Origin of the sequence: Vibrio salinus, from assembly GCF_021272385.1 — a bacterium.
GTDB lineage: Bacteria > Pseudomonadota > Gammaproteobacteria > Enterobacterales > Vibrionaceae > Vibrio > Vibrio salinus.
In genome coordinates, this window is sequence record NZ_JAJSDZ010000005.1 from 683650 (window position 1) to 698169 (window position 14520).

The 14520-nt window shown below is 43.5% G+C and carries 13 protein-coding genes; 12 read left to right on the forward strand and 1 reads right to left on the reverse strand.

All coding sequences use genetic code 11. The features are described 5' to 3' along the window. The first annotated feature begins 132 nt into the window (after nucleotides 1-132). The 5 genes from miaB to lnt all read left to right on the forward strand — a co-directional run bounded on the left by miaB (nucleotide 133) and on the right by lnt (nucleotide 5723). Nucleotides 133-1557 carry a tRNA (N6-isopentenyl adenosine(37)-C2)-methylthiotransferase MiaB gene (gene miaB, locus LRQ06_RS03305; RefSeq protein ID WP_232765016.1) on the forward strand — a complete coding sequence of 475 codons (1425 nt, stop codon included), beginning with the start codon at nucleotides 133-135 and terminating at the stop codon, nucleotides 1555-1557. Nucleotides 1558-1627: 70 nt separating this feature from the next. After that, the gene (locus LRQ06_RS03310; protein WP_232765017.1) at nucleotides 1628-2731 is read left to right on the forward strand and encodes a PhoH family protein; all 1104 of its coding nucleotides are present in this window, start codon (nucleotides 1628-1630) and stop codon (nucleotides 2729-2731) included. After that, nucleotides 2728-3192, forward strand: coding sequence for an rRNA maturation RNase YbeY (gene ybeY / locus LRQ06_RS03315; RefSeq protein WP_232765018.1), 465 nt, complete (start codon nucleotides 2728-2730; stop codon nucleotides 3190-3192). The genes LRQ06_RS03310 and ybeY overlap by 4 nt, the downstream gene beginning before the upstream one ends. A gap of 84 nt (nucleotides 3193-3276) precedes the next feature. Then, nucleotides 3277-4152 carry a CNNM family magnesium/cobalt transport protein CorC gene (gene corC, locus LRQ06_RS03320; protein WP_232765019.1) on the forward strand — a complete coding sequence of 292 codons (876 nt, stop codon included), beginning with the start codon at nucleotides 3277-3279 and terminating at the stop codon, nucleotides 4150-4152. Between the two features lie 56 nt (nucleotides 4153-4208). Continuing rightward, a complete protein-coding gene (gene lnt / locus LRQ06_RS03325; RefSeq protein WP_373054804.1) occupies nucleotides 4209-5723 on the forward strand; it encodes an apolipoprotein N-acyltransferase in 1515 nt (504 codons plus the stop codon). Here the strand turns inward: lnt and LRQ06_RS03330 are convergent. After that, nucleotides 5720-6190 (reverse strand): zinc ribbon-containing protein, encoded by a 471-nt coding sequence (locus LRQ06_RS03330; RefSeq protein WP_232765021.1) that lies wholly within the window; start codon nucleotides 6188-6190, stop codon nucleotides 5720-5722. The genes lnt and LRQ06_RS03330 overlap by 4 nt on opposite strands. Nucleotides 6191-6312: 122 nt before the next feature. Here LRQ06_RS03330 and leuS point away from each other — a divergent pair, with 122 nt between their 5' ends. From leuS to rodA, 7 genes are all read left to right on the forward strand, one after another. Further along, entirely contained in the window at nucleotides 6313-8886 is a 2574-nt protein-coding gene (leuS, locus tag LRQ06_RS03335; RefSeq protein ID WP_232765022.1) for a leucine--tRNA ligase, read from the forward strand. Between the two features lie 114 nt (nucleotides 8887-9000). Continuing rightward, a complete protein-coding gene (locus LRQ06_RS03340) occupies nucleotides 9001-9585 on the forward strand; it encodes an LPS-assembly lipoprotein LptE (protein WP_232765023.1) in 585 nt (194 codons plus the stop codon). A 20-nt stretch (nucleotides 9586-9605) separates the two neighbouring features. Continuing rightward, nucleotides 9606-10622, forward strand: a complete 1017-nt coding sequence (holA, locus tag LRQ06_RS03345) for a DNA polymerase III subunit delta (protein WP_232765024.1) — start codon at nucleotides 9606-9608, stop codon at nucleotides 10620-10622. A gap of 82 nt (nucleotides 10623-10704) precedes the next feature. Beyond that, a complete protein-coding gene (rsfS, locus tag LRQ06_RS03350; RefSeq protein WP_232765025.1) occupies nucleotides 10705-11022 on the forward strand; it encodes a ribosome silencing factor in 318 nt (105 codons plus the stop codon). A 2-nt stretch (nucleotides 11023-11024) separates the two neighbouring features. Then, complete coding sequence (rlmH, locus tag LRQ06_RS03355) at nucleotides 11025-11495, forward strand: 23S rRNA (pseudouridine(1915)-N(3))-methyltransferase RlmH (RefSeq protein ID WP_232765026.1); 471 nt, start codon at nucleotides 11025-11027, stop codon at nucleotides 11493-11495. 4 nt (nucleotides 11496-11499) lie between these two features. Then, nucleotides 11500-13398 (forward strand): penicillin-binding protein 2, encoded by a 1899-nt coding sequence (gene mrdA / locus LRQ06_RS03360; protein ID WP_232765027.1) that lies wholly within the window; start codon nucleotides 11500-11502, stop codon nucleotides 13396-13398. Further along, nucleotides 13398-14519 (forward strand): rod shape-determining protein RodA, encoded by a 1122-nt coding sequence (gene rodA, locus LRQ06_RS03365; RefSeq protein WP_232765028.1) that lies wholly within the window; start codon nucleotides 13398-13400, stop codon nucleotides 14517-14519. The genes mrdA and rodA overlap by 1 nt, the downstream gene beginning before the upstream one ends. Nucleotide 14520: the final 1 nt, after the last annotated feature.

The window sequence follows — 14520 nt, forward strand, 5'->3', positions numbered from 1 at the left end:
TAGATGAAATTCATCCTTTCCTGTACCGGATTGCAGTGATCGACTAGTCAGCCGAGTTTTAAAGCAGTACAATACGCCGCTTATGAGCGAACGGCTCTTATTTTTATTACTAACGAAACGAGCGAAAGAGAGATGAGTAAGAAACTGCTAATAAAAACCTGGGGCTGCCAGATGAATGAATACGATTCATCAAAAATAGTCGACCTGCTGAGTGCAGAAAATGACTATGAACTGACAGAAAATCCAGATGAAGCAGATGTCCTATTACTTAACACCTGTTCTATTCGTGAAAAAGCTCAGGAAAAAGTGTTCCACCAATTAGGTCGCTGGAAAACACTAAAAGATACCCGGCCTGGTGTTATCATTGGTGTGGGCGGTTGTGTGGCTTCTCAGGAAGGCGAGCATATCCGGGATCGGGCACCGTTTGTCGATGTCATCTGGGGCCCCCAGACCCTGCATCGTATGCCTGAGATGATTCAACAATCTCAGACAACCGATAGCCCGGTGATGGATATCTCATTCCCTGAAATTGAAAAGTTTGATAATTTGCCGGAACCCAGAGCGGAAGGCCCGACAGCATTCGTTTCAATTATGGAAGGCTGCTCGAAATACTGTACCTACTGCGTGGTACCGTATACCCGAGGGGAAGAAGTCAGCCGACCTCTGGATGATGTATTGTATGAAATTGCACAGCTGGCCGAACAGGGAGTCCGGGAAGTTAACCTGCTTGGGCAGAACGTCAACGCCTATCGCGGGCCAACATTTGATGGCGATATTTGCTCGTTTGCTGAACTGCTTAGACTTGTCGCTTCCATTGACGGTATTGATCGTATTCGTTTTACGACCAGTCACCCGATGGAATTTACCGATGATATTATTGCCGTTTATGAAGACACACCGGAATTGGTCAGTTTTCTTCATCTTCCGGTTCAGAGTGGTTCCGATCGGATTCTGACCATGATGAAACGCCCGCAAACGGCCATTGAATATAAGTCCATCATCCGCAAACTGCGTAAGGCCCGTTCCGATATCCAAATCAGTTCTGATTTTATCGTGGGCTTTCCGGGAGAAACCGACAAAGATTTTCAGGATACGATGAAATTAATCAAAGATGTCAACTTCGATATGAGCTTCAGCTTCATTTTCTCCCCCCGCCCGGGAACACCGGCAGCGGACTATCCCTGTGATCTAAGTGAACAGGTTAAAAAAGAACGCTTATACGAACTTCAGCAAACCATCAATAACCAGGCCATGCGGTATTCAAGACTCATGCTTGGAACAGAACAACGGATACTGGTTGAAGGGACATCAAAGAAAAATGTGATGGAGCTTCGGGGACGAACCGAAAACAACCGAATCGTAAACTTTGAAGGCGTACCGGAACTGATCGGTCAGTTTGTTGATGTTAAAATTGTAGATGTATTTCCAAATTCTCTTCGTGGTGAACTAGTAAGAACCGAAAAAGATATGAATCTTCGTGTTGTGGTGTCACCATCTGAAATGATGCAGAAAACAAAACGTGAAGATGAACTGGGAGTCGCTACTTTTACTCCCTAATCTGCTATACATTGTCATTGGAAGTCCGGTCGTAATCGGACTTTCTGAATGACAAAACAGAGAGGCTAATTTGAGCAATAAAATCATTACTCTAGAAGTAACTTTGGAACCATCAGACAACCGTCGTCTTTCCAGCTTGTGTGGTCCCTTCGATGATAATATTAAACAACTTGAACGCCGTCTGGGCGTGGAAATCAATCACCGCAGTGATTATTTTACTGTTTTAGGGAAACCTCACACAGCCAGCGCGGCTGTTGATATTCTGAAAACCCTTTATGTGAACACTGCCCCGGTACGCGGCAATACCCCTGACATTGAACCGGAACAGATTCACCTGGCGATCAAAGAATGTGGTGTATTAGAACAAAATACAGAATCTTCGATTGGCCATGGTAAGGAAGTCTTCGTAAAAACAAAAAAAGGCATCATTAAGCCAAGAACACCAAATCAGGCGCAATATCTGGTGCATATGGTCACTCATGATATTACGTTTGGCATTGGTCCGGCCGGTACAGGTAAAACCTATTTAGCAGTTGCAGCTGCTGTGGATGCCTTAGAACGTCAGGAGATTCGTCGCATTCTCTTAACGCGCCCCGCCGTTGAAGCCGGTGAAAAACTAGGGTTCTTACCCGGCGATCTCAGTCAGAAAGTCGACCCTTACTTAAGACCTCTTTATGATGCACTTTTCGAAATGCTGGGTTTTGAACGGGTTGAAAAACTGATTGAGCGAAACGTTATCGAAGTAGCGCCTCTGGCCTATATGAGAGGCCGTACCCTGAATGATGCTTTTATTATTCTTGATGAAAGTCAGAACACGACCGTAGAACAAATGAAAATGTTCCTGACCCGTATCGGATTTAATTCACGGGCAGTCATTACCGGCGATGTCACCCAGATAGACTTACCTCGTGGTGCAAAATCCGGTTTACGCCACGCGATTGAAGTCCTAAGTGATGTTGACGAAATCAGTTTCAATTTCTTTCAGGCTGATGACGTAGTGCGTCATCCGGTTGTGGCAAGTATTATTAATGCCTATGAAAGATGGGAACGTCAGGATCAGATAGAACGCAAAGCCTATGAGCAGCGCCGGCGGGAAGAAAGAGAGGCCAAACTCCTTGAAATCCAAAAATCTGAACTTACTTCAACCCATAACAAAGAGCCTGATCAATCATGAGTATTGAACTGGATTTACAAATCGCATCGGAATCAGAAGATGATTTACCTTCCTTAGAACTCTTTCAGTCCTGGCTAACTTCCGCCATATCTCCTTTTCAAGAAAATGCAGAAGTAACCGTCAGAATTGTTGATGAAAAAGAAAGCCATCAGCTAAACTTTCAATATCGGGGAAAAGATAAACCAACAAATGTATTATCTTTCCCGTTCGATGCGCCACCAGAAATAGAAATTAACCTGCTTGGTGATCTGGTCATATGCAAACAGGTGGTTGAAAAAGAAGCCCGGGAACAAAATACAACTTTATTTGCACATTGGGCGCATATGGTTGTACACGGTAGTCTTCATCTGTTAGGTTATGATCATATTGAAGACAATGAAGCGGAAGAGATGGAGTCTCTTGAAGCTGAAATACTAATAAAAATGGGATTTGAAGACCCGTATTTAATAGAAAAACTGTAGTTCGTTGAACAGATCACACAAATGATTATCCGATCTACAATGTGAGCTATCACACGTTTGATAGCGTTATCCAACAGAGTAAAAATGAACGAAGATAATTCGCAAAATTCAGATGGTCCGAGTCGAAAGACTTTACTTGAACGTATTGGTCAGCTTTTTCAGGGTGACCCTAAAGATAGACAAGAGCTGGTTGAAGTCATTCGGGATTCCGAAGAAAATGACCTTATTGACCATGACACAAAAGACATGCTCGAAGGTGTCATGCAAATATCTGATATGCGGGTAAGAGATATTATGATCCCCCGCTCTCAGATGGTAACTATCGATAGAAACGACGATTTGGATTCACTAATTGCGTTAATTACTGATGCCCAACATTCCCGCTACCCCATTATCAGTGAAGATAAAGACCATGTTGAAGGCATCCTTCTGGCCAAAGACCTTCTCAAATACCTTGGCTCGGAAAGCACCCCTTTTAATATTGAAGAAGTGATTCGTACTGCCGTTGTTGTTCCGGAAAGTAAACGGGTAGACCGGTTACTGAAAGAGTTTCGTGAAGAACGCTACCATATGGCTATTGTTGTCGATGAGTTCGGTGGTGTTTCAGGCTTGGTCACTATCGAAGATATTCTTGAGGAAATCGTTGGTGATATAGAGGATGAAACGGACGATCAGGAAGAAAATGAAATTCGACAGCTAAGTAAACATACCTTTTCAGTCAACGCATTAACAGAAATTGATCACTTTAACGAAACATTTGGGACTGAATTCTCAGATGATGAAGTGGATACGATTGGCGGTATCGTCATGACGGCGTTTGGTCATCTGCCCAGCCGGGGAGAAGTCGTTCATATCAACGAATACCAGTTTAAGGTTTCCAGCGCGGATAACCGACGTATTATCCAGCTTCAGGTTACCACTCCTGATACAGAAAATGTGACAGAAATACCAACGAACTGATATAGTTCTGCATAATCATAATACTTCTTCAGTTTGGTATGCATAAAATTCAAATAATGATACGGCCGTTTCTGGCCGTTATTTTTGGTGCCATTGCCCCTTTGGCCTTTGCCCCCTATTCCTACTGGCCTATCATCTTTTTATCTGTAACAGGATTACTAATTCTTCTCAGGGATCGCCCCCCTAAAAATGCCGCCTGGCTTTGCTTTTTGTGGGGTGTCGCTTATTTTGGTGTCGGCATTTCATGGGTTCATGTCAGCATTGATACGTTTGGGGGAGTACCGAGAATCGTCAGTTTTGCGTTGATGCTTCTTCTTTCCTGTTATCTCGCCATTTACCCGGCATTATTTGGCTGGGTATTAAACCGCTGGTTCAGCCAAAATACGACTTTCAGGCTGTTACTTATTGCACCGGTACTCTGGCTGTGTAATGAATGGTTACGAGGATGGGTTTTTACCGGTTTCCCATGGCTATGGATTGGCTACAGCCAAGTCGACACGCCATTCGCCCAATATGCCCCGATTGGAGGTGTAGAAGCCATTAGCTTTATCATTATTATCTGTTCAGGTGCTGTCGCTAACTCAATATTGAAAAAACAACTCCGGTGGCTGATCTTTCCGGTTTTATTCTGGAGCCTTGGAAGTCTTCTGAATGCCCAAAGCTGGGTAACACCGGATAATACGACCAAAACCTCTTTTGCCCTGATTCAGGGAAACATTGATCAGGCAAAAAAATGGTTACCGGGCGAACGCTGGCCGACCATCATTAAGTACACCGATTTAACTCAGGAAAACTGGGATGCCAACATTATCATTTGGCCTGAGGCTGCTGTACCGGCCTTTGAATATGAGTTACCGGGGTTTCTTACCAGTTTAGATCATGCAGCCCGACAAAAGCACAGCTCGATTGTTACCGGAATATTAAACCAGAGTGAAACGGGCAAGTTCTACAATAGTATTTTGACGATGGGTGCAGGGCAAAAAGCCCCTTACTCTCTCAACCTGAAAGACCGCTATCATAAGCATCACCTGCTTCCATTTGGCGAATTTGTTCCCTTTGAGACGTTGCTGAGACCGCTGGCCCCCCTTTTTAACCTGCCAATGTCGTCATTTACAGCAGGCAGTTACATTCAGCCCAACCTATCGGTGAACGGAAGACATTTCGTATCAGCCCTCTGCTATGAAATCGCCTTTGGCGAGCAAGTCAGAGAAAATGTCACCAATGAGACTGATTTTATTTTAACATTATCTAACGATGCCTGGTTCGGCCACTCCATAGGGCCTTTTCAACATATGGAAATTGCCAGAATGAGGGCACTTGAACTTGGGAAACCATTAATCCGGGTGACCAACAACGGAATTACCGCTATTACAAACGCTAAAGGACAAGTAATAAAACAACTACCACAGTTTAAAACCGCAGTGCTCCGGGCCACAATAGAATCAACAAAAGGCAAAACGCCTTATTACCGATTCGGTTCATGGCCATTATATGGTTTATCCGCACTCATTTTACTGTCAGCCTGCCTTATCAGCAGAAAAAACAGTAAACGCTCCGATAAATGGCTTTAGTGCTTAACACCAATGCGGCTAAACGTTTTATGGCCGCATTGGGTGCAGGCAATCACTTCGCAAGGATGGTTATATTCCTCTTTGTGACCACATTTATCACAGATTAACGTACCGAAACTAATCAGGTCGCCTTTCTGGTATACTCCCCGCTTTTCCAGTTCACTGAACATTTCATTCCATTCGAGACAGGTCTTATCAGTGATGGATGCCAGCCCTTCCCAGATTGAATTTTCAATCATCAGATAGAAAGAGCCACTTTTACTTTCTTCAAAACTCTCTGAAAATTCCTTTAAATCAGAGCGCAGATAGGCTGACATCAGCTCCAGCTCATCTTTAGTCATATCAGATGCGGCTTCAATGGCTTTTTCAGAGGTATCAATAATATTTTCAATCTCCTTTGGGCTTTGCTTTAACGTTTTGATCACTTCCGATAACAGTTTTTCGTATTGACTTTGACGTTTTGACATAACAGAGCTCCCACAATCTATATTGGCTATTGTTGTGCTGTCCCGCTTTAGGTATTCTATGCGGATCTACTAATATCTGTTCTAATTGAACTCACAAATTCCAAGATAACCGGATATCATCGATGCAAGAACAATATAATCCAAAGGAAATTGAACAAAAAGTTCAGGAGTACTGGGAAAAAAATAAAATCTTCGAAGTCACTGAAGACCTGAATAAAGAAAAATTTTACTGTCTGTCTATGTTCCCATACCCAAGTGGCCGACTTCATATGGGACATGTTCGTAACTACACTATCGGTGATGTTATTTCCCGTTTCCAGCGCCTGCAGGGTAAAAATGTAATGCAACCGATTGGCTGGGATGCATTCGGTCTTCCAGCTGAAAATGCCGCCGTAAAAAACAATACGGCACCCGCTCCCTGGACATATGAAAATATTGAATACATGAAAAACCAGCTGAAGCTGCTGGGCTTTGGTTACGACTGGTCTCGTGAGTTTGCGACCTGCCGCCCTGAATATTACCGTTGGGAACAGGGCTTCTTCACCAAATTGTATGAAAAAGGTTTAGTTTATAAGAAGACCTCTTCCGTAAACTGGTGTCCCAACGACCAGACCGTCTTAGCAAACGAGCAGGTTGAAGATGGATGTTGCTGGCGTTGCGATACGCCAGTAGAACAAAAAGAAATCCCTCAGTGGTTCATCAAAATCACAGCCTACGCGCAAGAGCTGCTTGATGATCTGGATAATCTGGATGGCTGGCCGGAAATGGTTAAAACCATGCAACGGAACTGGATTGGCCGTTCGGAAGGGGTCGAACTAAAATTCAAAGTTGACGGTCAGGATGATCTGGAAGTTTATACCACTCGTCCGGATACGTTAATGGGTGTCACTTATGTCGGTATTGCCGCCGGACACCCTCTTGCTACGATTGCAGGGAAAAATAATCCTGATGTGGCTAAATTCATTGATGAATGCAAAAATACCAAAGTGGCAGAAGCTGAACTAGCGACAATGGAGAAAAAAGGGATCAATACCGGTTTAACCGCCATTCATCCCTTAAATGGTCGTGAAGTGCCAATTTATATCGCCAACTTTGTGTTAATGGATTACGGAACCGGCGCCGTAATGGCGGTACCGGCCCATGACCAACGTGACTATGAATTTGCAACAAAATATGGTCTGGATATCATCCCGGTAATTAAACCCGCTGATGGCTCTGAGTTAGATATCAGCGAAGTAGCCTACACCGAAAAAGGCGTACTGTTTGATTCTGGTGAATTCGATGGCCTGAGCTTCCAAAAAGCGTTTGATGCCATTTCAGCCAAGCTGGAATCAGAAGGGAAAGGACAAAAAACCGTCAACTTCCGTCTCCGCGACTGGGGCGTATCCCGCCAACGTTACTGGGGCGCACCGATTCCGATGGTGACAACAGAAGACGGTAACGTTCATCCGGTTCCGGTTGAAGAATTACCGGTTATTCTGCCTGAAGATGTTGTAATGGATGGAGTAACCAGCCCTATTAAAGCAGATAAAGAATGGGCGCAAACCACATTCAATGGCGAACCGGCTATTCGTGAAACCGATACTTTCGACACCTTTATGGAATCTTCGTGGTATTACGCCCGGTACTGTTCACCTAATGCCGATGATATTCTGGATCCGGAAAAAGCCAATTACTGGTTACCTGCAGATCAATACGTTGGTGGTATTGAACATGCCTGTATGCATCTGTTGTACTCTCGCTTCTTCCACAAATTATTGCGTGATGCCGGTTATGTCACATCGGATGAGCCATTCAAACAGTTACTGTGCCAGGGAATGGTTTTAGCCGACGCTTTCTATTACCAGAACGAAAAAGGAACCAAAGAGTGGGTTTCTCCTACACAGGTTACTATTGAACGTGACGGTAAAGGACACATCGTTTCAGCAGTCGATAATCAAGGCCGCAAGGTTGTGCACTCTGGCATGATCAAAATGTCTAAGTCGAAAAACAATGGTATCGACCCTCAGGAAATGGTGAATAAGTATGGCGCAGACACCGTCCGCTTATTTATGATGTTTGCATCCCCTGCAGATATGACTCTGGAATGGCAGGAATCCGGAGTAGAAGGCGCAAATCGTTTTCTGAAACGGGTCTGGAAACTGGTGCTTCAGCATAATTCTCAAGGTGAGGCTTCAACTGTCAATACAGAAATACTGAATACAGAACAAAAAAATCTGCGTCGTGATGTTCATAAAACCATTGCAAAAGTATCCGATGATATTGCACGTCGTCAGACATTCAATACAGCCATTGCTGCCATCATGGAACTGATGAATAAATTGTCGAAGGCGCCACAGGATGATGAGCAGGATCGTGCCATCATGGATGAAGCTCTGAAGGCGATTGTTGTCATGTTGTATCCCATCACTCCGCACATTTGCTTTGAAATGGCAGAAGCGATGAGTATCAAAAATATCGATCATACATCGTGGCCAACATTTGACGAAAAAGCATTAGTTGAAGATGAAAAACTGATTGTTCTTCAAGTCAATGGTAAGCTACGTGGAAAACTTACTGTTGCAGCAGACGCAACAAAAGAACAGGTTGAAACACTTGGTCTAGAGGACGAAAATGTGAAAAAATTCACAGATGGTCTCACCGTACGTAAAGTGATTTACGTTCCGGGCAAACTACTAAACATCGTTGCGAACTAGTTCGTTTTTTGTCATAAAAAGTAAACAGGAGTTGATTCCTGTTTACTTATCTAAACTCATTTTCTTCCAAAAATGAATTTAGATAAGTTTTAGTCATAACGAGATATAAACCGAATGCAATTAAACGTATCCTTTATCCGACAGCTATTCTTCGTCAGTATTATAGCCTCTGTTCTCAGTGCTTGTGGTTTTCACCTGAGAGGCGATTACAGTGTCCCGGAACAGTTAGATAAGCTGTCTGTGACCAGTTATGACCAATACAGCACATTTACCCGATTGATGAAAAAGCAACTGACGCAAAGTAACGTAGATATTGTCTCGCCTGCTGAAAATATTCCGAATTTACACCTGACATCCGAGTCTCTGACTTCAAGAACATTGTCAGTCTATCAAAACACCCGGACGGCTGAAAAAGAGCTGACACTGACCATCAACTACCGTATAACAATCCCGGATATTGGTGAACGCCAGTTTAAAACGAGTGTGACCAGAAGCTACCTGGATAACCCTTTAACCGCACTGGCAAAATCGATGGAAAAATCCATGATTGTTGATGAAATGCGTAAACTGGCGGCATCACAGGTTATCCGTCAGATGGCCCGCTTAAAAGTGGATTTTGCTGAAGAAAGCAGCACTGAAGAAGTACATAAAATGGAAAAAGACTATAAGGTGACAACGAAAGAGAAGCAGTCAGATTAAACCTTAGTAAGTTGTCATTTATGAAAATTTATCCGGAAAAATTAGCGGACTTATTAGAAAACAGCCCGGGTTCCTTATATTTACTATTAGGAAATGAGCCGTTATTACTGGAAGAAAGCCGGGCTCTTATTGAGCTAAAAGCGAAACAGCAGGGATTTGATGAGGTTCATCGGTATACTGCCGATAAAACGCTCGACTGGAATGATGTTTATGATCAGTTTCAGTCACTAAGCCTGTTTTCATCCCGTCAAATTATCGAAGTTTTCATTCCTGAATCCGGTCTGAATTCACAAATCGGCAGACAACTGTCTGAATTACTTGAACTTCAAAATCCGGATATTGTACTCGTGGTACAAGGGCCGAAAACAACAAGAGCTCAAGAAAACACTAAATGGTTCAAGGCACTATCATCTTCTGCATGTATCGTTAATTGTTTCACACCGGATATACAGAGACTTCCCCAGTTTATCAATATCCGTTGCAAAAAATTAGGGCTGAATCCGGATAACGAAGCACTGCAGATGCTGGCTCAATGGCATGAAGGAAATCTACTGGCCTTAACTCAGAGTTTAGAAAAGCTGGCTTTGCAATTCCCAGATGGAAAGTTAACGCTAATCAGACTGGAAGAATCGCTAAATCGTCATAACCATTTTACGGCATTCCACTGGGTAGATTCATTGCTGGAAGGCAAACCAAACCGCGCTCAGAGGATTCTGCGTCAACTGGAATCAGAAGGAACCGAGGTCATTATTCTGCTGAGAACTATACAAAAAGAACTGATGCTTCTCTGGCAGATGAAATCGTTACAACCATCTCGGTCTCTCAAAGACATTTATGACCAGTACAAAGTCTGGCAAAACAGACGGCCATATTATACACAGGCACTCAACCGATTAACTCAGCGTGACATAAAATCCTTGATCTGTGCGCTAACAGAAATAGAAATTCTCACGAAAACACAATTTTCATCAGATGAGCCATGGCTTTTAGTACAAAATATCAGCATGAAAATGAGTACACCACCTTCTCCGAGATAATACTCTAAATTCTTTCGTGATATAATCAGAAACAATAACCTCAATTATTATATTCAAATCAATAGAAAAAGGATCACATCCCTTGCAACAAAATGAGTTAAATGATTTCTTAGCTGATAAAGCTGATGATATGAAAGCCGAAAATATTATTACTCTGGATGTAACCGATAAGTCTTCGATGACAGATTATATGATTATCTGCACCGGGACATCAAAAAGACATGTCGCCTCTATCGCAAACCATGTTGCATTAGAAGCAAAAAAATCGGGAATGGCACCTCTTGGTATTGAAGGTGCTAACGAAGGTGAATGGGTTGTACTGGATATGGGCTCATCAATGCTTCACGTAATGCAGGAAGAACAACGCGATTTATATCAACTGGAAAAACTCTGGAGCTAACGGTGAAAATACAGCTTATCGCCGTTGGTACCAAAATGCCGAAATGGGTGGAAGAAGGGTTCCGTGAATATCAGCGCCGGTTCCCTCATGATATGCCTATGGAGCTTGTTGAAATCCCCGCCGGTAAGCGGGGGAAAAATGCCGATATCGCCAGAATTCTCTATAAAGAAGGAGAGGCTATGCTGGCTGCAGTGCCAAAGGGAAACCGGATTGTTACTTTAGATATCCCCGGCAAACCATGGGATACTCACCAACTGGCAGAACAACTGGAAAACTGGAAATCTGATGGCCGGGATGTCTCTATTCTGATTGGTGGGCCGGAAGGTTTGGCATCTGAGTGCAAACAAGCGGCAGATCAAAGCTGGTCTCTTTCACCTTTAACGCTGCCCCACCCTCTGGTCAGGGTAATCATGGCAGAAAGCCTGTACAGGGCGTGGAGTCTTACGACCAACCATCCATATCACAGGGAATAGGTGAATGTTACGCAGACGCAGCCCTATTCGTGATTATGCAGCTGAAGCCCGGTTATTTCGTAACCGGGCCATTGTTTCATTTCTGGGTATTGTGGTTCTGGTCGGCGTCTTGATCGCAAACCTGTACAACCTGGAAGTGATTCAATATCAGGATTATCAGACCCGCTCAAACGACAATCGGATAAAAATAGTTCCTATAGCACCGAACCGGGGATTAATCTACGACAGAAATGGTACCCTTCTTGCGGAAAACCGGCCTATATTTAACCTGGAAATCACCCCGGAACAGGTAAAAAACATTGATAGTACCATTGAGCGCTTGAAGAAAATATTGGTTATTCCTGATGAAAAGATTATCCAGTTTAAAAAAGAGCTGAAGCAGTCCCGGCGTTTCAATTCGGTGCCTTTGTTAACACAACTTACCCACGAGCAGGTTGCCAAATTTTCGGTCAATCAATACAAATATCCCGGAGTTTCAATTACTGCAACACTAAAACGCTACTACCCGTTTGGTAATACTCTGACCCATGTCATCGGATATGTTTCAAGAATTAATGACCGGGATCTGAAACGGCTGGCTCGTGAAGGAAAAGAAGCAAACTATAAAGCGACCAGAGATATCGGGAAATTAGGTATTGAAAGATATTACGAAGATATTCTGCATGGCATGCCTGGATATCAGGAAGTGGAAGTGAATAGCCGGGGTCGGATTATCCGCACATTAAAATACGTTCCTCCGGTTCCGGGAAAAGATCTGGTTCTTAATATTGATATCAAATTACAAAATTATGTCCAGAAATTACTGGAAGGATACCGAGGCTCAGCAATTGTTCTGGATCCGAAAGATAATGGCGTTCTGGCGATGGTCTCTAACCCCAGCTATGACCCCAATGCTTTTGTTCATGGTATTTCAAGTAAAGAGTACCGCTCTCTGCTAAACGACAAAGACCGTCCTCTTGTTAACCGGGCCACGTTGGGAATTTATCCTCCGGCATCAACAGTAAAACCATTAATAGCGGTATCGGCCCTGACTGAAGGCGTTATTACACCATCCACAACCCGTAATGATCCCGGATACTGGAGAATCCCCAACTCTAAAACAAAACCATTCAGAGACTGGCTACGCTGGGGACACGGAAGAGTTAATGTAACCAAAGCAATTGAAGAGTCCGTCGATACTTTCTTTTATCAGGTATCATATGACATGGGTATTGATCGTCTGTCCAAATGGATGAAGAAATTTGGTTATGGTAAATATACCGGCATCGACATTTTCGAAGAAAGTAAAGCAAATATGCCTTCCAGAGAATGGAAAATGGCACGGCATCATACACCATGGTATCAGGGCGATACGATTCCGGTTGGAATTGGTCAGGGATACTGGACAGCCACGCCAATGCAAATTGCAAAAGCAACATCAGTACTGGTTCATCATGGAAAAGTATTAGCCCCTCATTTCCTGAGAGCAACCATTAATAACGGAGATCCTTTCAGCAGGCAGGAATTGGCTAAAGTAGAAACGTTTCCTCCAGTGAAAAACGTCCCTGAAAAGTACTGGGATATCGCCATCCATGGGATGTATCTGGTCAATAATGGCAAGCGCGGCACAGCAAGAAGAGCCTTTAGAGGAGCCCCATACACCAGCGCGGGCAAATCTGGCACGGCTCAGGTTTTCGGACTGAAAGAAAACGAAAAATATAATGCCGATGAACTGGCGGAACACTTACGCGATCATGCCCTGTTTACGTCATTTGCTCCGGTAGACGAGCCCAAAGTAATTGTCACTGTCGTATTAGAAAATGCCGGAGGCGGCTCAAGTCACGGTGCTCCGGTAGCAAGAAAAGTATTCGACTATATGTTACTGAAAAAGGAAAAATCCACAAATAAAAAGGATTCGAAATAATGGAATTTGATCCCTCATCCGGCCAGAATCGTTCATTTTTTGAAAGGTTACATATCGATATGCCTCTTCTTCTTGGCATCCTGCTCGTTATGGGGTTCGGTTTGATCGTGATGTACAGTGCGAGTGGACAGGACCTGGGGATGATGGATAAGCAGGCAATGAGAATGGTTCTTGCGATCACAGTAATGGTTTTCTTAGCACAGCTGTCCCCGAGAACTTACGAATCCCTGGCTCCTTTGCTCTTCTTTCTCGGCGTGATTCTGCTTCTTGGTGTTCTGTTTTTCGGAGAAGCATCTAAAGGTGCCCAGAGATGGCTGAATTTAGGCTTTGTCCGTTTTCAGCCTGCGGAACTACTAAAACTAGCCGTGCCACTGATGGTATCACGTTATATCGGAAAACAACCACTTCCTCCGTCATTTAAAATGCTGGCCATCTCATTAGTAATGGTCTTCGTACCGACAATTTTAATTGCAAAACAACCGGATTTGGGCACATCCATATTGATTGCCGCTTCCGGTATTTTCGTCATCTTCCTTGCAGGCATAAGCTGGAAAATCATTTTCTCCGCACTGATCGCTTTGGGAGGATTTATCCCTGTACTCTGGTTCTTTTTAATGCGCGAATACCAGAAAGTACGTGTAAGAACGCTGTTCAATCCAGAGTCTGATCCTCTGGGAGCGGGCTATCACATCATTCAAAGTAAAATTGCTATTGGTTCCGGAGGAATATTTGGGAAAGGCTGGTTACATGGAACACAATCCCAACTATCATTTTTACCAGAGCGTCATACCGACTTTATTTTTGCCGTCATTGCAGAAGAATGGGGATTAATTGGTATCGTATTACTACTTTGCGTTTATCTTTTCATCATTGGCCGGGGATTATATCTGGCCAGTAATGCCCAAACCGCATTTGGGAAAATGATGGGAGGCAGTATTGTTCTCAGCTTCTTTGTCTATGTTTTTGTTAATATTGGTATGGTCAGCGGAATTTTACCTGTTGTTGGCGTTCCTTTGCCATTAATCAGTTATGGTGGCACTTCGATGGTCACTCTAATGGCCGGTTTTGGTATTTTAATGTCTATTCATACACACAGAAAGGCATTTTCAAAGGCGACTTAAC

What these genes read in the sequence shown, in the direction of transcription:
- miaB (WP_232765016.1), top strand. Translation starts at nt 133, where the DNA reads ATGAGTAAGAAACTGCTAATAAAAACCTGGGGCTGCCAGATGAATGAA.
- ybeY (WP_232765018.1), top strand. Translation starts at nt 2,728, where the DNA reads ATGAGTATTGAACTGGATTTACAAATCGCATCGGAATCAGAAGATGAT.
- corC (WP_232765019.1), top strand. Translation starts at nt 3,277, where the DNA reads ATGAACGAAGATAATTCGCAAAATTCAGATGGTCCGAGTCGAAAGACT.
- lnt (WP_373054804.1), top strand. Translation starts at nt 4,209, where the DNA reads ATGATACGGCCGTTTCTGGCCGTTATTTTTGGTGCCATTGCCCCTTTG.
- LRQ06_RS03330 (WP_232765021.1), bottom strand. Translation starts at nt 6,190, where the DNA reads ATGTCAAAACGTCAAAGTCAATACGAAAAACTGTTATCGGAAGTGATC.
- leuS (WP_232765022.1), top strand. Translation starts at nt 6,313, where the DNA reads ATGCAAGAACAATATAATCCAAAGGAAATTGAACAAAAAGTTCAGGAG.
- LRQ06_RS03340 (WP_232765023.1), top strand. Translation starts at nt 9,001, where the DNA reads ATGCAATTAAACGTATCCTTTATCCGACAGCTATTCTTCGTCAGTATT.
- holA (WP_232765024.1), top strand. Translation starts at nt 9,606, where the DNA reads ATGAAAATTTATCCGGAAAAATTAGCGGACTTATTAGAAAACAGCCCG.
- mrdA (WP_232765027.1), top strand. Translation starts at nt 11,500, where the DNA reads ATGTTACGCAGACGCAGCCCTATTCGTGATTATGCAGCTGAAGCCCGG.
- rodA (WP_232765028.1), top strand. Translation starts at nt 13,398, where the DNA reads ATGGAATTTGATCCCTCATCCGGCCAGAATCGTTCATTTTTTGAAAGG.